Origin of the sequence: Amycolatopsis sp. A133 (genome assembly GCF_031082405.1) — a bacterium.
Taxonomy (GTDB): Bacteria; Actinomycetota; Actinomycetes; order Mycobacteriales; family Pseudonocardiaceae; genus Amycolatopsis.
This window is the reverse complement of the sequence record NZ_JAVHJU010000024.1, coordinates 25961-45490: the sequence shown is the minus strand read 5'-3', so window position 1 is coordinate 45490 and position 19530 is coordinate 25961. Positions and strand designations below refer to the sequence as shown.

Below are 19530 nucleotides of genomic sequence, written 5' to 3'. Positions count from 1 at the left end.
GGAGCGGCTCTTGCCGATCAGTAGCGTTGCGGGCGACGGCAACGAAAGTGGGCCACCATGGACTTCTCGCTGATCGTGCTGGTGGTGATCGTCGCCGCGCTGGCCTTCGACTTCACCAACGGCTTCCACGACACCGCCAACGCGATGGCCACTTCCATCGCCACCGGGGCGCTCAAGCCGAAGGTCGCGGTCGGCGTCTCGGCCGTGCTGAACCTCGTCGGCGCGTTCCTCTCGGTCGAGGTCGCGAAGACGATCTCCGGCGGGATCGTCGACGACACGAAGGTGACGCCGGTGATCATCTTCGCCGGCCTGGTCGGCGCCATCGTGTGGAACCTGCTGACCTGGCTGATCGGGCTGCCGTCGAGCTCCTCGCACGCCCTGTTCGGCGGGCTGATCGGCGCCACCTGGATCGCCTCGGGCTCGGACGCCGTCCACTTCGGGAAGGTCGTCGAAAAGGTCCTGATCCCGGCGCTCGCCTCGCCGGTCGTAGCCGGGATCGTCGCGACGCTGGGCACCTTCCTCGTCTACCGGATCACCGCCCGCGCGAAGCAGGACACGGTGGGCCGGACCTTCAAGGCCGGCCAGATCGCCTCCGCCTCACTGGTGTCGCTCGCGCACGGCACGAACGACGCGCAGAAGACCATGGGCGTCATCACGCTGACGCTGATCGCCTCCGGCTCGCTCGCGCCGAACTCGGGCCCGCCGCTGTGGGTGGTCCTGACCGCCGGCACCGCGATCGCGCTCGGCACCTACCTCGGCGGCTGGCGGATCATCCAGACGATGGGCAAGAAGCTCACGGAAATCCAGACGCCGCAGGGCTTCGCGGCCGAAACGAGTGCCGCGGCGGTCATCCTCACCTCGGCGCACCTCGGGTTCGCGCTGTCGACCACGCACGTCTGCTCGGGCGGCATCATCGGCTCCGGGCTGGGCCGCAAGCTCGCCGAAGTCCGCTGGGGCGTCGCGGGCAAGATGGTGCTCGCCTGGGCGCTGACGCTGCCCGCCGCCGCCATCGTCGGCGCGCTCGCCGCCGAGGTCTCGACCCTCGGGACCTGGGGCACCGTGCTGGTGGGCCTGGCCGGGGTCGTCGTCGCGCTGGGCATCTACCTCGCGTCGAAGCGGAACCCGGTCAGTGCCCACTCCGTCACCCAGCCCGAACCCGGCGTTCCGCAGCCGGCCAACGCCTGAGGAGCGCCGTGCACATCGATTGGGGTTCCCTCGGTCTCGTCTTCGCCGTCGCGCTGGCGTCGGTCGTGGTACTGACGAGCCTCTTCTCCTTCGGCGTGGTGGGGCTCTCCCACCGCGACGCGGCCCGCGAGTCGGGGGCCTCGGGCACCGGGCCGCTGGCCGGCGCGGTCGTCTGCTTCGCCGCCTGCGCGGCGATCATCGGCTACGGGATCTACTTGATCGTCGCCTGAACGCGGTCGCGGAACCCCTCGGGCAGCCCGCCGACCATCGGTTTCAGTGTGGCGCGTCGCGCTTCGCCCAGGTGGTTCAGCAGGTCGAGGGCCGGCGGCCAGAGGTCTTCGTCGGCGCTCGCCGCGGTGACCAGCCGGCCGAGCCGGTGGGCCGGGAGCAGGCCGACGACGTGGTCGATGCGGCGTTTGTCGTCGAGCACGAACGCGATCCGCAGCAGCGACGGGTCGTCGATCTGCTCCAACGCCCGCCGCACGGTGAGGTCGGGCAGGTGCCCGACGAACCGGCCGAGGGTGATCCAGTCCTCCTTGCGCGCCAGCTCGGTGGCGACGGCGAGGACGGTGTCCAGGGGGATGCGGCTGATGATCGCGCTCGCCCGCCGCGGGTCGAGCTCCGCGGCCACGTCGGCGAGGAACCGGGGGCTGAGCCGCTTGGCGACGTCGACTCCGCGCGAGACGTCGACCAGCCCGGCGATCCGGGCGCAGAGCAACGGGCCGAACACCTTCTCGGCGATCTTGGCGAGCACACCGACGGGCACGACCCGCGCGGCCAGCGCCATCCGCTGCAGCGCGGCGGCGTTGGCGTCGAACAGCGTGTCGGTGACCTGCTCCCGGAACGCTTGCAGGTCGTCGGCGTCGACGCGGGCGAGGTACTCCAGGCGCGCGGGCTCGACGCCGAGGACGCGGGCCAGCTTGAGGATCTCCGCCTCGGCCCCGTAGTTCTCCTGGGTCACAGGCCGACCGCCTTCCGGACCGCTCCGCGCAGCAGCGCGGGGACGTACCGAAGGCCTTCTTCGCCCGCTTCGGCGAGCGCTTTGGCCTGCCGACGGCGCGCGTCGCGCAGGGCGTCGGCGAGGTCCTGCCGCTCGTGCTCCTCGAGGGCTTCGATGCCTACGGGAAGGTAGCCGCCCAGCTGGTCGGAGAGTGTGCGCTCGGCCATGGTGGATCATCATGCAACACCGCGGGCGCTACCGCGCGGATATGCGCACCAAGACGTCCACGGTCCGTGTCGGCGCGCAGGCTGGAGCGGCGCTTCCGAGCAAGAGCACTGCTCACTCGCCATTGCGAGCGGCGCTCAGCTTCGAGAGCACCGCTCACGCTGAAAGGTTGACTTTTGGCAGTGGTCGGCCGTTGTCACGCCTTGTAGCTTCGAACCCGTGCGGGAGGTGACGAAGCGTAGGTGGCGGCTGCTGCTCGACGTCGCCCTCGGGGCGTTCCTCGCCTTCACCGTCGTCGTGGGGACGCTGGAAACCCGGTCGTACGTGGAGCTGGCCGCCGGCCTCGCCGTCGTGGCCGGCTCGGTGGCGACGGCCCGGCGGTACCCGGTCGTCTCGCTCGGCATCGCGCTGGCCGGGGCGCTGGCCGTGCCGTTCCCGTACGGCGACCACGTGCCGGTGTGGGTGATCTTCGTGCTGGTCGCGATGAGCTACCAGGCCGGGCTGCGGATGCCGCGCGCCCGGCCGGGGATCCTGACCGGGGTGGCCTGCGCCGTCCTGGGGCTGCCGATCGCGCTCGTCTTCGGCCAGGACGGGCTGGGCGACTGGGCGGCGATGGTCGCGATCCTCGTGTTCGCCGGGTTGTCGCCGTGGCTGCTCGGCCGGTACGTCCGGGTCCGCGGCGAGCTCGCCCGCACGGGCTGGCGCCGGGCCGAGGAGATGGAGAGCAGGCAGCGGCTGGTCGCCGCGCAGGCCCGGCTGCGCGAGCGCGCGCGGATCGCCAGCGACATGCACGACTCGCTGGGCCACGAGCTGAGCCTGATCGCCGTCCGCGCCGCCGCGCTGGAGGTCGCCGGCGGGCTCGACGACGCCCAGCGCGACGCCGCGGCCCAGCTGCGGACGAGCGCCGCGACCGCGACCGAGCGGCTGCGCGAAATCATCGGCGTGCTGCGCGAGGACGCCGCGCCGGTCGAGCCGGTGCAGGGCGACCTCGGCGAGCTGCTCTCCCGCGCGCGGGCCTCCGGTCTCCTCATCGAGTCCACAGTGGACGCTGCGGGAGCGCCGCCGATGGTCGCCCGGGCCGCCTACCGCGTGGTGCAGGAAGCGCTGACGAACGTGGCCAAGCACGCGCCGGGCGCCGCCGTGGCGGTCCGGGTGACCAGTGCCGGCGCGCGAACCGACGTCAGCGTGGTCAACGCCCCGCCGCCCGCCGGGCCGTTGCCGGGGGCCGCGTCCGGGCACGTCGGGCTGATCGGCCTGCGCGAACGCGTCCGGCTCGTCGGTGGCACGCTGCGGGCCGGCCCCCGCGACGGCGGGTTCGCCGTGACCGCGACGCTGCCGCACGGGGCCGCGCCGGCCGAGCCGTCCACCGATGCCGATACCGCCACCGACGACGAGGCCGGGCAGTCGACGTCGGCCCGGGCTCTCGAGCTGGCCCGGCGGGACGTGCGGCGGAGCCTGGTCCAGGCGGTCGTCGTCCCGCTCGGCCTGTTCGCGATGGTCGTCGCGATCGCCGGCATCGCGTTCCTCTACCAGTGGAATTCCTCGGAGCTGCCCGCCGGGGTCTACGAGCGGCTGCGGATCGGGCAGCCGCGCGCCGAGATCGTGCCGGAGCTGCCCGAGCGTGAGCGCGTCGCCCGTCCGGTGCGGGGCGAGCCGCCGCTGCCGCCGGTACCGGGCGCCGCCTGCGAGTACTACGGCACCGGCAGGTCGTGGCTGAACAACGATTACGCCGCCTACCGGCTGTGTTTCGCCGGTGGGAGACTGGTCGCCAAGGACAGGTTCGCCGAGGGGGCACCGTGATCAGGGTCGTGCTGGCCGACGACGAAGCGATGATGCGGGCGGGGGTGGCGGCGATCCTCGGCGCGGATCCCGGGATCGAGGTCGTCGCCGAAGCCGCCGACGGCCGGGAAGCGGTTTCCCAGGTGCTGGCCACGCACCCGGACGTCGTCCTGCTGGACATCCGGATGCCGGTGCTGGACGGCCTCGGCGCGGCCGCCGAGATCCGGCGGCTGCTGCCGGCCACCGGCGTGATCATGCTGACGACGTTCGGCGAGGACGACTACATCGAGCGCGCGCTCGGCCTCGGCGCGGGCGGGTTCCTGCTGAAGTCGGGCGACCCGCGCGAGCTCCTCTCCGGCATCCACGCCGTCGCCGGCGGGGCCGCGTTCCTCTCGCCGAAGGTGGCGCAGCGGGTGATCGCCCGGCTCTCCGGCGGGCAGCTGGCGCGCGCCGCCGCGGCCCGCGAGCGGATCGCGGCGCTGACCCCGCGCGAGCGGGAAGTGCTGACACTGCTCGGGTCCGGACTGTCCAATGCAGACATCGCGGCGAAGATGTTCGTCGTGGAGGGCACGGTGAAGGCGCACGTGAGCACGATCCTGACCCGGCTCGGCGCGAAGAACCGGGTACAGGCGGCGATCACGGCGTACGAGGCGGGACTGGTCGGGGGAGACGCGGCGGCCGCCAGCCCGTGATCCCCGCGCCCACGCGGGCCGTCGCCTTCGCCGGGAGGCACTTCAGCAGGGCGGTGCGCAGGCCTGCCGCGACGGGGTTGGTCAGCTGCGGACCGAGTTTGCCCATCCGGACGGACTCGCGGACGACCTTCTGGCTGCGGGGCCGTCGCTGCTGGTCGTAGTGCTCGAGAGCGGTGCTCAAGTCCTGTGTGGACACGGCGTGGGCGAGCACGACGGCGTCTTCGATGGCCTGGCAGCCGCCCTGGCCGAGGAACGGCGGCATCGCGTGGGCGGCGTCGCCGAGCAGCGCGATCCGGCCGCGGGTGTAGGTCGGGAGCGGGGTGGCGAGGTAGTAGAGGTCGTGGTGCAGCACGGCTTCGGGCGCAGTGGCGTCGAGGAGGGCGGGGATCGGTTCGTGCCAGTCCTTGAAGGCGTGCTTGAGGTCGACGGTTCGTTCGCCCGGTTCGGCGACGCGCGAGATCCACCAGTAGACGTCGCCGCCGGTCAGCGGGAGGATGCCGACTTCGGTGCCGCGGCCGAAGCTCGTGCTGAGCCCGGTGCCGGGGAGGTGCGCGACGCCGCGGAACGCCGTGCTGCCCGAGTAGGCCGGGGCCGGGTGGTGCGGGAAGAGCGCTGCGCGGATCCGGCTGTGGATGCCGTCGGCCGCGACGACGAGGTCGGCGCGCAGTTCGCTGTCGTTGTAGCGGACCAGGCCGTCTTCGCGGACTTCGGTGACTTCGGCGCCGGTCTTGAGGCTTTCGGCCGGGACGGCGTCACGAAGGGCGGCGATGAGGTCGCGCCGGTGGATCGCGCCGAGCGGCCTCCCGTGCCGCCGTTCGAATCCGGCGGCGTCGAAGCGGGTGATCCGGCGGCCGCGGTGGTCGCGGAAGCCGCCGGTCTGCTGCGCGGCCAGGTGTGGCCCGAGGTCGACGCCGAGTTCGTCGAGGCAGCGCAGGGCGTTCGGCCAGAGCGAGATCCCGGCGCCGACGTCGCCGAACTCCGGTGCTTTCTCCAGGACGGTGACCGTCCAGCCGACCCGGTGCAGCCCTGCGGCCGCGGCCAGGCCGCCGATGCCGCCACCGACCACTATCGCGTGCATAACGCCTCCTCTACAGGTGTAGAGGACTCTACACCTGTAGAGTGCGTTTTCGTGGAACGGGTGGATGTGATTGCCGACGCGGCGATCTCGGTGATCGCGGCGGAGGGGATGCGCGGGTTGACCCACCGCGCGGTGGACCGCGCCGCGGGACTGCCGGTGGGGTCGACGTCCTACTACGCGCGCACGCGGGCGGCGCTGCTGGAGCTGACGATCACGCGGATCGTCGTCCTGGACCAGGTTCCGCTTGCCGGCGGAGGTGGCGGCGGGTTGGCGGAATTCGTTGCGGAATACGCATTCGAGGCGATTACTGCGGGCCGGACGCGCATGCTGGCGCGCTACGAGTTCGCGTTGGAGGCCACGCGGCGCCCGGAGTTGCGAGCGGTGTACGACGAGGGCGGTCTGCAGATCCGCCACCGCGCGGCTTCGGTGCTGGAGGCGGCGGGTTCACCGGAGCCGGAGCGGCACGCGAGGGTGGTGGTGGACTGGATGGAGGGGACGATCTTCGGGGCGCTGGCGGGGACGGGATCGCTTGCGCCGCCTGGCTTGGAGGAGCTGCTGGCGAGCGCCCGGGAGATCCTGGCGGGGATCGTGGTGGGGTGACTCGGGCCGGTTGTCCACAGCCCTGACGTGATCGGGCGTTGTGGCGGTGCGACATCGGGCTCGCGGCCGAAGCCCCGGCAGCCAGGAAGACCGCCGGGGCCCAGCCGGTAGCTGATCCGAGTCAAGCGTCCCGACGGCGCAACACCGCCGCCCCCGCCAGTAACGCCGCCGCTGCCCAAACCGCGCAGATCACCAGCCCCACCCAAGGCGCGTACGGTGCCGCCGTCATCGTGATCGGGTTCGGCCGGCCCTCTTCGACCATGGCGTTCACCCCGGCGATGCCCGGGAAATACGGGATCGCCTCCGGCAAGCCCAGCGACGCCACGATCAGCGGCAACGGAACCAGCAGCACGATCACCGAAACCAGCGTCCCGGCCGCGCTGCGCAGTGCCCAGCCGATGCCCGTGCACAGCAAGCCGGTCAGGGCGAAGTAGCCGCCCATGCCCGACGCCACCGTGAAGCCCGCTGCGAACGACGTCGGCAGGCCGTGGCCGTTCATCACCACGCTTGCCAGTGCCATTCCGGCGCACGACAGCAGCACGCCGTAGGCGAACAGGACCGGTGCCAGCACCGCCGCCTTCGCCAGGACCACCCGGGAGCGGACCGGGGTCCACAGCAGCGTCGACCGGATGCCGCCGCCGGCGTACTCGCTCGTCACGAACAGCGTCGCCAGTGCGATCACCGCGAACTGGGCCAGGTAGAAACCGCCGCCCAACGCGATCGTGTGGGCACCCTGCGGCTCGTCGCCGACGTTCTGGGCGATCGCCGACAGCGTGCTGTAGAACAACAGCAGCGCCGTGCCGCCCACCAGGCACCACCAGGTCGCGCGGACCGACCAGAACTTCGTCCACTCCGAAGCCACCGCGCCCGGCAAACCGCCGCCGCGGACCTCGACCGGTGCAGTCATGCCGACACCCCGTATTCCACCGAAGAAGCGGTCAGTTCCATGTAGGCCTGCTCGAGCGACGCCGTCCGCTCGGCGAGCCCGTGCACGCGGATCCCGAGTTCGTGCACGAGGTCGCCGACGCGGGTGACGTCGAGGCCGTCCACCACCAGTTCGCCCGGCTCGCCCGGGTGCGTCAGCCCGCCCTCCGCGCGCAATCGGGCGTCCAAAGTGGAGCGTTCGGCGTCGGCCGGGACGCGGACCGACACCGTTGTGCGGGAATTGCCCGCGATGAACTCCGCGACCGGCGCGTCGGCCAGCAGCTTGCCCTTGCCGATCACCACCAGGTGGTCGGCGGTCAGCTGCATCTCGCTCATCAGGTGGCTCGAGACGAACACCGTCCGCCCCTCGGCCGCCAGCGACCGCATCAGCTGCCGCACCCAGCGGACGCCGTCGGGGTCGAGGCCGTTGACCGGCTCGTCGAACAGCAGGACACCCGGGTCGCCGAGCAGCGCGCCCGCGATGCCCAGCCGCTGGCCCATGCCGAGCGAGAACTGCCCGGCCCGCTTGCCGGCGACGTCGGAAAGCCCGACGGTCGCCAGCACCTCTTCGACACGGCTCGCCGCGATGCCGTTGCTGCGCGCCATGGACAGGAGGTGCTTGCCGGCGCTGCGGCCGGGGTGCAGGGCCTTGGCGTCGAGCAGCGCGCCGACCTCCCGCAGCGGGTGCCGCAGCTCGGCGTAGCGCTGCCCGCCGACCAGGACCTCGCCCGCCTGCGGGTGGTCGAGCCCGACGGTCATCCGCATGGTCGTCGACTTCCCGGCGCCGTTGGGGCCGAGGAACCCGGTCACCTGGCCCGGGGCGACGTCGCACGTGAGCGCGTCGACCACCGTTTTCTCCCCGTAGCGCTTCGTGAGTCCTCGAAGCGTGATCATCTTTCCTCCCGGTTTTCGCCTGTACCGGGAGTTTGCGGTTCCCGGGGTACCGGGGACATCGGACGACGGTCGCGGGTGACCCCCGACTTTCGGCAGGGATCAGCCGCGGCGGCGGGTGTGCCGGGTCGGGACGGCACCGGCCGGGTCTTCCGGCCAGGGGTGCTTCGGGTAGCGGCCGCGCAGGTCGGCGCGCACGGCCGGGTAACCGGACGTCCAGAAGCCCGCGAGGTCGGCGGTGATCGCCGCGGGGCGGCCGGCGGGGGAGAGCAGGTGCAGCACCACCGGGACGCCGGCGAGCACGGGCGTGTCGGTCCAGCCGAAGGTTTCCTGCAGCTTCACGGCCAGGACGGGCCGGTCGCCGGTGTAGTCGACGCGGATCCGTGACCCCGACGGCACTTCGAGGCGGTCGGGGGCGAGGTCGTCCAGCTTCGCGGCTTCCGGCCAGGGGAGGAGGGCTTTGAGGGCGGCGCCCGCGTCGATGTTCGCGAGGTCCGCCTTGCGACGGGCGCTGCCCAGGTTGAGCCAGCTGTCCACATCGGACAGGAGGGCGGCGTCGTCGACCGCGGGCCACGGCGGGCCGAGGACGCGGTGCAGGAAGGCCAGGCGTTCGCGCAGCCGGGTCGCGTCCTGGCTCCACTTGAGGAGGCCGAGGCCGGTTTCGCGGAGGCCGGTCAGGAGGGCGTCGTGGACGTCGGCGTTCTTGAGCGGTTTCTCGGACAGGGTGATGGCGCCGAGCTTGCGGACCCGCCGGGCGACAACATCGCCGTCCCAGGTGACTTCGTCGGCTTCGGTCACCGGGCCGACACGGACGGCGAGGGATTCGTCGGCGGCCGCGGCGAGGCGGATGGTGCCGTGGACGCGGCCGGGGTCCCGGGTGGCTTCGGCGATGGCCAGCCATTCGGAGTCGAGGCCGCTGCCGGCCGGGAGCTCGGCGGCGGTACCGCCGGCCATGAGGTAGACGGGGGCACCGCCCGGACGGCGCCGGGCGAGCCGCTCGGGGTGGGCGAGCGCGACGACCAGCGCGGGATCGGGCCGGTGGCCGCCGGTCCGGGCCGAACGGCCGGCCGGTTCGCCGCTGCCGCCGCCGGCCGGGGCCGTACCGAAGCGATCGGCCGGTCGTGAATCGGCTCGGTGGCCCGAAACCAAGCCCTCGAGCCGCCGCACCTCGCGCTTCCAGCGTCGTGCTCCTTCGTCGCCGGCCGAGCGCAGGCGCCTCAGCTCCGCGTTCACGTCCGTCAAGGTTGCGCCCGCGTCCAGCAGGGCCACCACCTCTGCCGCGTTGCGGGCGCCCACCTCGGACGATCCGTCCAGCAGCGCGCGGGCCAGCCGGGGGTGCAAGCCCAGGTCCGCCATCCGCCGTCCGCGCGGTGTCACCGCTCCCGATGCGTCCGTTGCGCCCAGCGTCACCAGCAGGGCGCGGCCCGCCGCCAGTGCGCCCTCGCCCGGTGGGTCCCACCAGGCCAGCCCGCTGCCGTCGGGGGTCGACCAGCACGCCAGCTCCAAGGCCAGCCGGGCCAGCTCGGCCGTGCGGATCTCCGGCTCCGGGTACGGCGGCAGCGTCGCCTGCTCGTGCTCCGCCCAGCAACGGTAAGCCCGTCCCGGCGCCTCGCGCCCCGCGCGGCCGGACCGCTGCGTGGCCACCGCCGCCGACACCCGGACCGTGGCCAGGCCCGGCAGCCCGCGCCGGTGGTCGACGCGCGGCACGCGCGCCAAACCCGAGTCCACCACCGCGCGTACGCCCGGCACCGTCAGGCTCGACTCCGCCACCGCCGTCGCCAGCACCACCCGGCGCCGGTCACGCGGCCGCAGCGCGTCGTCCTGGTGCGCCGCCGGCAACCGGCCGTGCAGCGGGAGAACGTCCACAGTGTCCGATTCGGACAAAGACAGCAGTCCCGACGTCCGCGCGATTTCCCCGGCCCCCGGCAGGAACGCGAGCACGTCGCCGTCTCCCGCCGCCAACGCCGTCCGCACCGCCCGCGCGACGCAGGCCTCCACGCGCTCGCCGCGAGCGGGCGGAACGTAGGAGAACTCCACCGGGTAGGTCCGCGCGGTGGCCGTCACCACCGGGGCGTCGCCGAGCAGCGAAGCCAGCCGCCCCGCCGCGACCGTCGCCGACGTCGCCAGCAGCCGCAGGTCGTCGCGCAGGCCCGCGCGGACGTCCAGGAGCAGCGCCAGCAGCAGGTCCGCGTCCAGGTGCCGCTCGTGGCACTCGTCGAGCAGGACCGTCGAGACGCCGGGCAGCTCCGGGTCGCCCTGCACGCGCCGCACCAGCAGCCCCGACGTCACGACCTCGATGCGGGTCCGCGCGGACACCTTCCGGTCGCCGCGCACGGCGTAGCCCACCGTCTCGCCGACCGGTTCACCCAGCAGCGCCGCCATCCGCGCCGCCGCGGCCCGCGCCGCCAGCCGCCGCGGCTCGGCGACCACCACCCGGCCCGCGCCGGCCGAAGCCAGCGCCAACGGCACCAGCGTCGTCTTGCCCGTGCCGGGCGGGGCCACGAGCACCGCGGTGCCGTGCGCGTCCAGCGCGGCGACGACGTCGGGCAGCACGGACCTGACGGGCAGGTCGGGGAGCTTCACTTCGGCGTGACCTCGGGGGGTGGGGGCAGCTGGGGACCGGACGGGCCGATGTTCGCGTTGAGCGAGCGCAGCCATTCGCCGGAGGAGATCATTTTCCGGATCGCGTCGTCGACCGCGGCCACCCCCTGGGTGTCGTCCTTGCGCAAGCCGATGCCGTAGTTCTCCTTCGAGAACGGCTTCCCGACGATCTTCAGCAGTTCCGGGTCGCGCGCCACGTAGCCGGCCAGGATCACCGCGTCCGTGGTGACCGCGTCGATCTGCCCGGCGAGCAGCGCGGTCACGCAGTCGGAGTACCGCGGGTACTCGACCAGCTGGACGGCCTGGGCGTACTTGTCCTTCACCTGCTGCGCCGGTGTCGAGCCGCTGACCGAGCACAGCCGCCGCCCGTTGAGCGCCTCCGGCCCGGCGATGTCGGCCGACGTCCGCCGCACCAGCAGGTCCTGGCCGGTGGTGAAGTACGGGCCGGCGAACGACACCTGCTGCTTGCGCTTGTCGGTGATCGAGTAGGTCGCCACGACCAGGTCGACCGCGCCGGAGGTGAGGTCCGTTTCCCGCGACGCCGGCGTCGTCTCGCGCCAGGTGATGTCCTTCGCGGAGACGCCGAGCTCACTCGCGACGAAAGTCGCGACATCGACGTCGAACCCGACGAACCGGCCGTCGACGGTGTGCTCCGAAAGCCCCGGCGCGTCGAACCGGATGCCGATGGTCAGGTGATCCGTGGCACTCGCCCGGGTGACGAGCGAGTCGGTCGGCGAAACCGTGGCCGGTCCGCACGCCGCCGCCGTGACCAGGAGCAACGCCGAGCCGAGGAGCGTGCGCCACCGCATCCAGCCGCTCCCTCCGCCGCGGTCCTGCCTCACGTGGTTCTCAGGTCCTCCCGTTAGCCTAAGTGCGTGGTGCGACCGTCCCAACCCGTGCTGAACACCGTCGGCACCCTCGCCCGGCTCGGGCTCGCGGCCGTCTGGCTCGTTTCCGGTGCCCTGAAGCTGGCGGATCCCGGCCAGACGCTGATCGCCGTGCAGGCGTACGAGGTGCTGCCGGACGCGCTCGAAGACGTGGCGGCCATCGCGCTGCCGCTCGTGGAACTCGTGCTCGGGCTGCTGCTGCTCGCGGGCCTCGTGACCCGGTGGGCCGCCGCGGCTTCGCTGGGCCTGCTGCTCGTGCTCATCGCCGGGATCGCCCAGTCGTGGGCGCGCGGCCTGAGCATCGACTGCGGGTGCTTCGGGGGCGGCGGCCACGTGGCGGCGGGGCAGACGGAGTACCCGCAGGAGATCCTCCGCGACTCGGGGTTCGCGCTGCTCGCCGCCTGGCTGCTGGCGCGCCCGCGCACCTGGCTGTCACTCGACGGCTGGCTCGCGCGAGGTCGCGGGAACTCCACCGGACCCGGGCACGACTACTCGGGTATCGCGGAAGGGAATTGATACACAGTGGGTGGAGCTGAGCGGACCGCTCGGAAGCGTCGTCAGGCCGCACAGGCCGGGGGAGCGAGGGCGGTGGCCCAGGCCAGGGGCGCGTCCGGGGACAAGCGGAAGTGGATCATCGGGATCGGGGCCGTGGTCGTCGTGGCCGCGCTCGTGATCGGCGGCGTGATCTGGACGATTTCGGACCGGAACAAGACCGAGGGCCAGGTCATCAACCCCGGCGAGCCGACGAGCGCGCTGGCGGGTGATGTCGGCCAGAAGCGTGACGGCGTGGTCGTCACCGTCGGCAAGACCGGCGCCAAGGCCTCGATCGACGTCTACGCCGACTTCCTCTGCCCGATCTGCGGCGAGTTCGAGAAGCGGTACAAGAGCGACGTCGAGCAGGCGATCAACGACGGCAAGCTGCAGGTCCGCTACCACATGGTGCCGCTGCTCACCGGGAAGTCGAGCCCGCCCGGCTACTCGCTGGACTCGGCGAACGCGGCACTCGCCGCGGCCGACGCCGGCAAGTTCCTCCAGTTCCACGACGCGCTGTTCGCCAACCAGCCCGAAGAGGGCAAGCGCGGCTACGACAAGGCGCAGCTGATCGAGCTCGGCAAGAACGTCGGCATCACCGATCCGGCGTTCGCCCAGACGGTCAACGCGGGCACCTACGACCAGCAGCTGAACACCGCGTTCCAGCAGATCGAGACCGACCCGAAGCTGGCGCAGGACTTCGGCGGCGGCCAGCGCGGGTTCGGCACGCCGACGGTCACCGCGAACGGCTCGATCGTCTCCTGGCAGGACCCGGATTGGCTCAAGAAGGTCATCGGCTGACTCCGGGCAATTCGCCCACCCGGGTATGGGCCGTGGACTAGGCTGATTCCCGCACGACATCTCTTCGGGGGTCCGGGTGGCGGAGCCCCCGGCCCGGGCGAAGCCCGGATGGCACAGGGAACCGGGGGTGCCGCACGCACGTCGCACCCCCGGTGACAGGGAGGGCCAGTGGACGGTTCGCATTCGGGGTTTCACGTCGACGACGGCGCGTACACGCGGTACGCGCGCGAAGTCGACCCGCTCGGTGAAGACGTCAAGGGTGCTGCGGAGCGGCACGTCGGTCCGCACGTGACGCTCGGCGGCGATGGTTTTTCGGAGATGGGCGGCGAGTCCGGCTTCTCCGGCGCCTACAGCGGCCGGATGCGCGCGCTGCAGGAAAAGATGCACCGCGTCGGCGGCGGCTGGCGGCAGGTCGGCGAAGCCGCCCGGCAGACCGACCGCAACTACGCGGCGGTCGAGGCCGAGCACGGCGACTTCGTCCGGCGGCTCGGCGGCGACCTCGGGCGGGACGCGTGACCGAGCACGCCGACCAGCTCGTCCGGCACGGCCTGGACACGACCAACCAGTTCGCGCAGAAGCTGCGCCACGACCCGGCCGCCATCGGCGGCGCCCGGGACGCGCACCTCGCCCTGCAGACGTCGGTCGGCACGACCCGCGACCACGCCTCCGCCCAGCGCGTCAACCTCGTTTCCGCCAGCTCGGGTTCGACGACCGACCGGGCCACGGCGACGTCGCAGAGCCTGGAGAAGGAGGTCCAGGACCTCCTCGACGAGAGCGCCGAGATCGAGAAGGCCGTCGCCGAGGCGGCCGAGACGCTGCACGTCGGCGAGATCAAGAACGACCAGGTCCGCGACCAGATCATCAAGGAGATCTCGGCGTCGATGAAGGCGCTGGAAGCGGTCAAGACCATCCAGCCGCCGGAGAGCCGCGGCGCCGCTTCGCGCGACATCCTGATGAAGCTGCAGACCAAGATCAGCCAGCTCACCGGCCAGGCCGCGACGTTCAGCGAACAGACGATCAACGACCTCACCGCCATCGGCACCCGGCTCGGCGGCGAAGAGCAGTCGACGTCGGCGTCGTCCGCCTCGACGAAGGTCGGGTCGTCGTTCAACAGCAACAGCGGCTCCTCCGGCGGTTCGGACGGCGGGGGCGGCGGCGGTGGGGGAGGCGGCGGCGGTGGCGGTGGCGCCGTGCACAAGCCGCGGCTGCCGGTCGCGATCCCGCCGCAGCCCGGCAGCGGCGTCGCGATCAACCTGCCCGGCGGCAAGCAGGTCATGGCGCCGAACGAGACCGCGGCCAAGGCCGTGCGCAACGCGCTTTCGCAGCTCGGCGTGCCTTACGTCTGGGGCGGCACCGCCCGCGGTGTCGGCCTCGACTGCAGCGGGCTGACCATGACGTCGTACCAGGACGCGGGCCTGCAGCTGCCGCGGACGGCGGCGCAGCAGACGGTCGGGGCCGAGGTGCCCTCGATCGACCAGCTGCTGCCCGGCGACCTCGTCGTGTGGTCCGGGCACGTGGCCATGGTGATCGGCGACGGCCAGATGGTCGAGGCCGGCGACCCGGTGCAGATCAGCAAGATCCGCACCACGAACGCGGGGCAGTCGTTCATCGGCTTCTACCGGCCTACGGGGTGAGCTGTGGCTGAATTCGACATCGACCTGGCTTCCGCGCGGATCGCCGAGCAGGCAACGCGGGCGGGCGCGGAGGCTTCGGCGCGCCTCGCCCGCTCGGGTCCGGTGGTGGGCAAGGCGGACGCCGGCGGGATCGAGGTCCAGGTGGCGCCCGGCGGGCTGCTGACCGGCGTGACGATCCACCGGTCGGCGCTGCGGCACGGGTCGGCGGTGCTCGCCGACCGGATCTTCGAGCTGGCCCAGCGCGCGACCCGCCGCGCGGGCGACAAGATGTACCACGCGCTGGCCCCCGTGGTGGACGCCGCGCAGCTGGAAACCCTGGGCTACGAACCGATCCCGGACGACGACCCGGACGCCGAGACCTATTCGTACGGAGGGGGATCGAGGTGATCACAACCCGCCAGCTGATCGCCCAGGCCCGCGCCCGCGAAGAGGCGATGGCCCGGGTGGAGGAGCTGCTCGCGTCGGCGTCCGGCACGGCCCACGACCTCGACGGGCAGGTCGAGATCACCGTCGACGCCCGCGGCAAGCTCCTGCGGCTGTGGCTGGCGCCGTCGGCGGTGAACCTGGGCGAGCAGCTGGGCCCGCTGGTGGTGGAGATCGCCCAGGCGGCCATGCGCGAGGCGACCCAGGACGGTTACAACAAGGTGGCCCTGCTGCTCGGCGAAGACATGACGTACATGATCGAGCAGATGACGGGAGTCCCGGCGCCGGCCCGTGCGCAGGACGACGACCCGGGCATGACGGTCGAGGAGTTCCAGCGGCAGCGGGCCGAGCGGCTCGGTTCGGCGCCGGCGGAATCACCCGAACCGGTGACAAGTGTCGAGGACGAGGACGCGTACTGGGACTCCTTCGACCCGGCTTCGCTGCGCTCGGACCGCTGAGCAGCCCCCGTTTCCACGCTACGGCAGGGCACCGACAGTTCCGGTCGGGCTGGGCCGGTTCTGTCCACGACCCTCAAGCCAGCTGAGCCGTGGAATTCGCGCCGTCCAACGACTCCCGGATGATGTCCGCGTGGCCCGCGTGCTGGGCCGTCTCGTGGATCAAGTGCAGGACTATCCGCCGGGCCGACCAGAACTGCGGCTCCGGTGGTGACCACGGTGTCGTCGGCAGCTGGACCTCGACGTCCAGCGAAGGCAGTGAAGCCACGTACGCGTCGGTCTCGGCAGCGGCGGCTTCGTAAGCCGTGAGCCAGTGGGACAGCGTCTCGCTCATCGAGTACTGGTCCGTGTCCAGCATGCCGTCCGGCAGGGATCCGTCGGCGGTCCGCAGGATCTGCAGCCACAGGCGCTCGCCCGTGGCCAGGTGGCGGATCAAGCCGCCGAGGGTCAGCTCGCTGACCGTCGTGCGCTTGGCCGCGTCGGCGTCCGAAACGCCGCGGGCCGGGATCAGCAAGCGCTTCCGGACTTCGGCCAGGAGCTCGAGGAGGTCGTCGTGTTCGCGGGTCATGGCGTCACCGTAGGACCGAATTAGGTCAGTTCCCGGCCGGAACGCACAATCCCGCTGACCGGCACCCGAGTTCGCTCAGAGGTCTGGACCAACCGTCGAGGACTATGCATTAATTCAAGGCGTGAATTTTGGTCTCTCGACGAGGAGGACCCGGATGCGGCTCGGACGCAGGCTGGGCATCGGCGCACTGGCCGTGGGGTTGCTGCTGGCGCCGGAAACGCCCGCGCTCGCCGGAAACGGCCCCGTCTACAAGGATTCCTGGCGCCCGGTCAAGGTCCGGGTGACCGACCTGCTGGGCCGGATGACCCTCGACGACAAGCTCGGCCAGATGATGCAGGCCGAACGCCTCGGGGTCAAAAGCCCGGACGACGTCACGACCGGGCGGCTCGGTTCGCTGCTCTCCGGCGGCAGCTCGCAGCCGACCCCGAACACGCCCGTCACCTGGGCCGACATGTACGACGGCTTCCAGAAGGCCGCGCTCGCCACGCCGCTGGGGATCCCGCTGATCTACGGCGTCGACGCCGTCCACGGCCACAACGGCCTCTACGGCGCCACGGTCTTCCCGCACAACATCGGCCTCGGCGCCACGCGCGACCCGCGGCTGGTCGAGAAGATCGGCCGCGCCACCGCCGAAGAGGTCTCCGGCACCGGCATCGACTGGGACTTCGCGCCCTGCCTGTGCGTCGCCCGCAACGACCGCTGGGGCCGCACCTACGAGTCCTTCGGCGAGGTCCCGCAGCTGGCCACCCAGATGACGTCGATCATCACCGGGCTGCAAGGCAAAAGGCTCGACCGGCCGGGCTCGGTGCTGGCGACCGCCAAGCACTACGTGGGCGACGGCGGCACCACCGGCGGTGTCAACGAAGGCAACACCGAGATCGGCGAGCAGGAACTGCGCGCCATCCACCTCCCGCCGTTCAAGGCCGCGATCCAGCGCGGGGTCGGCTCGGTGATGATCTCCTACAGCAGCTGGAACGGCGTCAAGATGCACGCCGGGTCCTACCTGATCAACGACGTCCTCAAGAAGGAACTCGGCTTCACCGGGATCGTCGTTTCGGACTACAACGGCGTCGACAAGATCGACGGCAAGACCGGGTTCACCCCGGAAGAGGTCGAGGCGTCGATCAACGCCGGCATCGACATGGTGATGGTGCCCTACGAGTGGCAGAAGTTCATCGACACGCTGCGGTCGCTGGTGGAGCAGGGCCGGGTGCCGATGTCCCGGATCGACGACGCCAACCGCCGCATCCTCACCAAGAAGTTCGAGCTCGGCCTGTTCGAGCACCCGCTGACCGACCGGCGGTTCCTGAACACCATCGGCAGCAAGCCGCACCGCGACCTCGCACGCCAGGCCGTGCGGGAATCCCAGGTGCTGCTGAAGAACGAGAACCACGTCCTCCCGCTGGCCAAGCGCGGCAGCAAGATCTTCGTGGCCGGCAAGAACGCCGACGACCTCGGCAACCAGTCGGGCGGCTGGACGGTCGGCTGGCAGGGCACGAGCGGGCCGGTCATCCCCGGCACGACCATCCTGCAGGGCCTGCGGCAGAAGTCGTCGTCCGTCACCTTCGCCAAGGACGGCACGGGAATCGACCAGAGCTACGACGTCGCCGTCGCGGTCGTCGGGGAGACGCCGTACGCCGAAGGCAAGGGCGACCGTCCCCAGGGGATGGCGCTGGACGCCACCGACCTCGCCACGCTGCAGAAGCTGAAGGACTCCGGGGTGCCGACGGTGGTCGTGCTGGTGTCCGGGCGCCCGCTCGACATCACCGCGCAGCTGCCGGACTGGGCGGGGCTCGTCGCATCGTGGCTGCCGGGCAGCGAAGGGCAAGGCGTCGCCGACGTCCTCTTCGGCGACTACAACCCGACCGGCAAGCTGCCGGTGACCTGGATGCGCAGCGCCGACCAGCAGCCGATCAACGTCGGTGACGGCAAGCCCGCGCTGTTCCCCTTCGGCTTCGGCCTGCGCTACTCGCGCCACTGGTGAGCCACCGTCCCCCACCGGAAGGAACACGCATGCCCCGCCGTCCCCTGCTCAGAATTCTCGCCTTCTTCGCCGCCTGCCTAGGACTCTCGCTGGGCGCTCCGGCGGTGCAGGCCGCCACGCCGTTCAAGGTCCTGGCCTTCTACAGCGGCTCGTACGACGCCGCGCACATCAGCTTCGAGAAGGAAGCCAACGTCTGGTTCCCGCAGCAGGCGGCGGCCAACGGGTTCACCTACACGGCGACGACCAACTGGAACCAGCTCACAACCCTCACCCCGGACCAGTACCAGGTGGTGTTGTTCCTCGACGACCAGCCGCAGTCGCAGGCGCAGTTCCAGGGCTTCCAGCGGTACATGCAGGCCGGCGGCGGGTTCTTCGGCTTCCACGTCACGGCTTACAACGACAGCTCCACGCCGTCGTACGCGAACTGGTTCCACAACGACTTCCTCGGCACCGGCCGGTTCACGTCGAACACGTGGGGCCCGACCCCGGAGACGCTGCGGATCGAGAACCGCACGCACCCGTCGACGGTGAACCTGCCGGCGACCATCCGGTCGTCCACCTCGGAGTGGTACGCCTGGCAGAACGACCTGCGGCAGAATCCGAACATTGCGATTCTGGCGTCGATGGACCAGGGCACCTTCCCGATCGGCACCGACCCGAACCAGACCTGGTACAGCGGCTACTACCCGATCGCGTGGACGAACAAGAGCTACAAGATGCTCTACGCGAACTTCGGCCACAACGCGATGAACTACGAGACGAACACGGCGCTGTCGTCGACGTTCGAGAGCGCCGACCAGAACCGGTTCGTGCTCGACGGCCTGAAGTGGCTCGGCGGCGGCGGGACCACGACCCCGCCGGACCCGGGCACGATCGACCCCGCGGCGTGGTACGCCGTGACGAACAAGGCGTCCGGCAAGTGCATCGACGCCCGTAGTGCCGCCAGCGCCAACGGCACGGTGATCCAGCAGTACACGTGCAACGGCACCGCGGCCCAGCAGTACCAGTTCGCCCCGACCGGCGGCGGTTACGACCGCATCAACAACCGGACGAACGCGGCCCAGGTCATCGACGTGACCGGGGTGTCGACGGCCGACAACGCCGGGTTGCAGCTGTGGTCCTACAGCGGCGGCGGCAACCAGCAGTGGCAGCCGGTGTCCGAAGGCGGCGGGTACTACCACTTCGTCACCCGGCACAGCGGGAAGTGCCTGACGGTGCCGGGGTCGTCCACGGCGGACAGCGTCCAGCTCGTCCAGGCGGCCTGCAACGGCAGCGCCGCTCAGTCGTTCAAGGTCGCCTAGCCGGTCGTGAGTGGTAAGGCGGGTTAGAACC

Annotated in this window: 21 protein-coding genes; 13 read left to right on the top strand and 8 right to left on the bottom strand. The window is 71.7% G+C overall.

Features of this window, described 5'->3' with window-relative positions; genetic code table 11:
• Positions 1-57 precede the first annotated feature (57 nt).
• Both Q5425_RS18565 and Q5425_RS18560 read left to right on the top strand, forming a co-directional pair.
• Positions 58-1185 carry an anion permease gene (locus Q5425_RS18565; RefSeq protein WP_308673511.1) on the top strand — a complete coding sequence of 376 codons (1128 nt, stop codon included), beginning with the start codon at positions 58-60 and terminating at the stop codon, positions 1183-1185.
• Positions 1186-1193: 8 nt separating this feature from the next.
• Positions 1194-1415, top strand: a complete 222-nt coding sequence (locus Q5425_RS18560) for a hypothetical protein (RefSeq protein WP_308673510.1) — start codon at positions 1194-1196, stop codon at positions 1413-1415.
• Here the strand turns inward: Q5425_RS18560 and Q5425_RS18555 are convergent.
• On the bottom strand, positions 1397-2146 hold the full coding sequence (locus tag Q5425_RS18555; RefSeq protein WP_308673509.1) for a hypothetical protein: 750 nt from the start codon (positions 2144-2146) through the stop codon (positions 1397-1399). The genes Q5425_RS18560 and Q5425_RS18555 overlap by 19 nt on opposite strands.
• On the bottom strand, positions 2143-2352 hold the full coding sequence (locus Q5425_RS18550; RefSeq protein WP_308673508.1) for a hypothetical protein: 210 nt from the start codon (positions 2350-2352) through the stop codon (positions 2143-2145). Before Q5425_RS18550 ends, Q5425_RS18555 begins: the two co-directional genes overlap by 4 nt.
• 217 nt (positions 2353-2569) lie before the next feature.
• Here Q5425_RS18550 and Q5425_RS18545 point away from each other — a divergent pair, with 217 nt between their 5' ends.
• Together Q5425_RS18545 and Q5425_RS18540 are read left to right on the top strand one after the other, a co-directional pair.
• Complete coding sequence (locus Q5425_RS18545; RefSeq protein WP_308673507.1) at positions 2570-4150, top strand: histidine kinase; 1581 nt, start codon at positions 2570-2572, stop codon at positions 4148-4150.
• The gene (locus Q5425_RS18540) at positions 4147-4821 is read left to right on the top strand and encodes a response regulator transcription factor (RefSeq protein ID WP_308673506.1); all 675 of its coding nucleotides are present in this window, start codon (positions 4147-4149) and stop codon (positions 4819-4821) included. Before Q5425_RS18545 ends, Q5425_RS18540 begins: the two co-directional genes overlap by 4 nt.
• Here Q5425_RS18540 and Q5425_RS18535 read toward each other — a convergent pair.
• On the bottom strand, positions 4766-5899 hold the full coding sequence (locus Q5425_RS18535; RefSeq protein ID WP_308673505.1) for an FAD-dependent monooxygenase: 1134 nt from the start codon (positions 5897-5899) through the stop codon (positions 4766-4768). The genes Q5425_RS18540 and Q5425_RS18535 overlap by 56 nt on opposite strands.
• Here Q5425_RS18535 and Q5425_RS18530 point away from each other — a divergent pair.
• Positions 5840-6499, top strand: a complete 660-nt coding sequence (locus Q5425_RS18530) for a TetR/AcrR family transcriptional regulator (RefSeq protein WP_308673504.1) — start codon at positions 5840-5842, stop codon at positions 6497-6499. The two genes, Q5425_RS18535 and Q5425_RS18530, sit on opposite strands and share 60 nt — an antisense overlap.
• Before the next feature lie 121 nt (positions 6500-6620).
• Here the strand turns inward: Q5425_RS18530 and Q5425_RS18525 are convergent, their stop codons facing one another.
• From Q5425_RS18525 to Q5425_RS18510, 4 genes are all read right to left on the bottom strand, one after another.
• Positions 6621-7406 carry an ABC transporter permease gene (locus Q5425_RS18525; RefSeq protein ID WP_308673503.1) on the bottom strand — a complete coding sequence of 262 codons (786 nt, stop codon included), beginning with the start codon at positions 7404-7406 and terminating at the stop codon, positions 6621-6623.
• Positions 7403-8317 carry an ATP-binding cassette domain-containing protein gene (locus Q5425_RS18520; RefSeq protein WP_308673502.1) on the bottom strand — a complete coding sequence of 305 codons (915 nt, stop codon included), beginning with the start codon at positions 8315-8317 and terminating at the stop codon, positions 7403-7405. The genes Q5425_RS18525 and Q5425_RS18520 overlap by 4 nt, the downstream gene beginning before the upstream one ends.
• Before the next feature lie 99 nt (positions 8318-8416).
• The gene (hrpB, locus tag Q5425_RS18515; protein ID WP_308673501.1) at positions 8417-10897 is read right to left on the bottom strand and encodes an ATP-dependent helicase HrpB; all 2481 of its coding nucleotides are present in this window, start codon (positions 10895-10897) and stop codon (positions 8417-8419) included.
• On the bottom strand, positions 10894-11724 hold the full coding sequence (locus Q5425_RS18510; RefSeq protein ID WP_308673500.1) for a glutamate ABC transporter substrate-binding protein: 831 nt from the start codon (positions 11722-11724) through the stop codon (positions 10894-10896). Before Q5425_RS18510 ends, hrpB begins: the two co-directional genes overlap by 4 nt.
• Positions 11725-11811: 87 nt before the next feature.
• Between Q5425_RS18510 and Q5425_RS18505 the strand changes: the two genes are divergently transcribed.
• The 6 genes from Q5425_RS18505 (at position 11812) to Q5425_RS18480 (ending at position 15649) form a co-directional block, all read left to right on the top strand.
• Positions 11812-12318 (top strand): MauE/DoxX family redox-associated membrane protein, encoded by a 507-nt coding sequence (locus Q5425_RS18505; protein WP_308673529.1) that lies wholly within the window; start codon positions 11812-11814, stop codon positions 12316-12318.
• A gap of 72 nt (positions 12319-12390) precedes the next feature.
• Positions 12391-13134, top strand: a complete 744-nt coding sequence (locus tag Q5425_RS18500) for a thioredoxin domain-containing protein (RefSeq protein ID WP_308673499.1) — start codon at positions 12391-12393, stop codon at positions 13132-13134.
• Positions 13135-13302: 168 nt separating this feature from the next.
• Complete coding sequence (locus Q5425_RS18495) at positions 13303-13650, top strand: hypothetical protein (protein ID WP_308673498.1); 348 nt, start codon at positions 13303-13305, stop codon at positions 13648-13650.
• Complete coding sequence (locus Q5425_RS18490) at positions 13647-14768, top strand: C40 family peptidase (protein ID WP_308673497.1); 1122 nt, start codon at positions 13647-13649, stop codon at positions 14766-14768. The genes Q5425_RS18495 and Q5425_RS18490 overlap by 4 nt, the downstream gene beginning before the upstream one ends.
• 3 nt (positions 14769-14771) lie before the next feature.
• Positions 14772-15155 (top strand): YbaB/EbfC family DNA-binding protein, encoded by a 384-nt coding sequence (locus Q5425_RS18485; protein WP_308673496.1) that lies wholly within the window; start codon positions 14772-14774, stop codon positions 15153-15155.
• Positions 15152-15649, top strand: coding sequence for a YbaB/EbfC family nucleoid-associated protein (locus tag Q5425_RS18480; protein WP_308673495.1), 498 nt, complete (start codon positions 15152-15154; stop codon positions 15647-15649). Before Q5425_RS18485 ends, Q5425_RS18480 begins: the two co-directional genes overlap by 4 nt.
• 73 nt (positions 15650-15722) lie before the next feature.
• Here the strand turns inward: Q5425_RS18480 and Q5425_RS18475 are convergent, their stop codons facing one another.
• On the bottom strand, positions 15723-16214 hold the full coding sequence (locus tag Q5425_RS18475; RefSeq protein ID WP_308673494.1) for a DUF664 domain-containing protein: 492 nt from the start codon (positions 16212-16214) through the stop codon (positions 15723-15725).
• 154 nt (positions 16215-16368) lie between these two features.
• On the opposite strand from Q5425_RS18475, the gene Q5425_RS18470 reads away from it, so the two are divergent.
• Both Q5425_RS18470 and Q5425_RS18465 read left to right on the top strand, forming a co-directional pair.
• A complete protein-coding gene (locus Q5425_RS18470; RefSeq protein WP_308673493.1) occupies positions 16369-18198 on the top strand; it encodes a glycoside hydrolase family 3 N-terminal domain-containing protein in 1830 nt (609 codons plus the stop codon).
• Positions 18199-18227: 29 nt separating this feature from the next.
• A complete protein-coding gene (locus Q5425_RS18465) occupies positions 18228-19499 on the top strand; it encodes an RICIN domain-containing protein (RefSeq protein WP_308673492.1) in 1272 nt (423 codons plus the stop codon).
• Positions 19500-19530: the final 31 nt, after the last annotated feature.

What these genes read in the sequence shown, in the direction of transcription:
- Q5425_RS18565 (WP_308673511.1), top strand. Translation starts at nt 58, where the DNA reads ATGGACTTCTCGCTGATCGTGCTGGTGGTGATCGTCGCCGCGCTGGCC.
- Q5425_RS18550 (WP_308673508.1), bottom strand. Translation starts at nt 2,352, where the DNA reads ATGGCCGAGCGCACACTCTCCGACCAGCTGGGCGGCTACCTTCCCGTA.
- Q5425_RS18535 (WP_308673505.1), bottom strand. Translation starts at nt 5,899, where the DNA reads ATGCACGCGATAGTGGTCGGTGGCGGCATCGGCGGCCTGGCCGCGGCC.
- Q5425_RS18525 (WP_308673503.1), bottom strand. Translation starts at nt 7,406, where the DNA reads ATGACTGCACCGGTCGAGGTCCGCGGCGGCGGTTTGCCGGGCGCGGTG.
- Q5425_RS18520 (WP_308673502.1), bottom strand. Translation starts at nt 8,317, where the DNA reads ATGATCACGCTTCGAGGACTCACGAAGCGCTACGGGGAGAAAACGGTG.
- Q5425_RS18510 (WP_308673500.1), bottom strand. Translation starts at nt 11,724, where the DNA reads ATGCGGTGGCGCACGCTCCTCGGCTCGGCGTTGCTCCTGGTCACGGCG.
- Q5425_RS18475 (WP_308673494.1), bottom strand. Translation starts at nt 16,214, where the DNA reads ATGACCCGCGAACACGACGACCTCCTCGAGCTCCTGGCCGAAGTCCGG.
- Q5425_RS18470 (WP_308673493.1), top strand. Translation starts at nt 16,369, where the DNA reads ATGCGGCTCGGACGCAGGCTGGGCATCGGCGCACTGGCCGTGGGGTTG.
- Q5425_RS18465 (WP_308673492.1), top strand. Translation starts at nt 18,228, where the DNA reads ATGCCCCGCCGTCCCCTGCTCAGAATTCTCGCCTTCTTCGCCGCCTGC.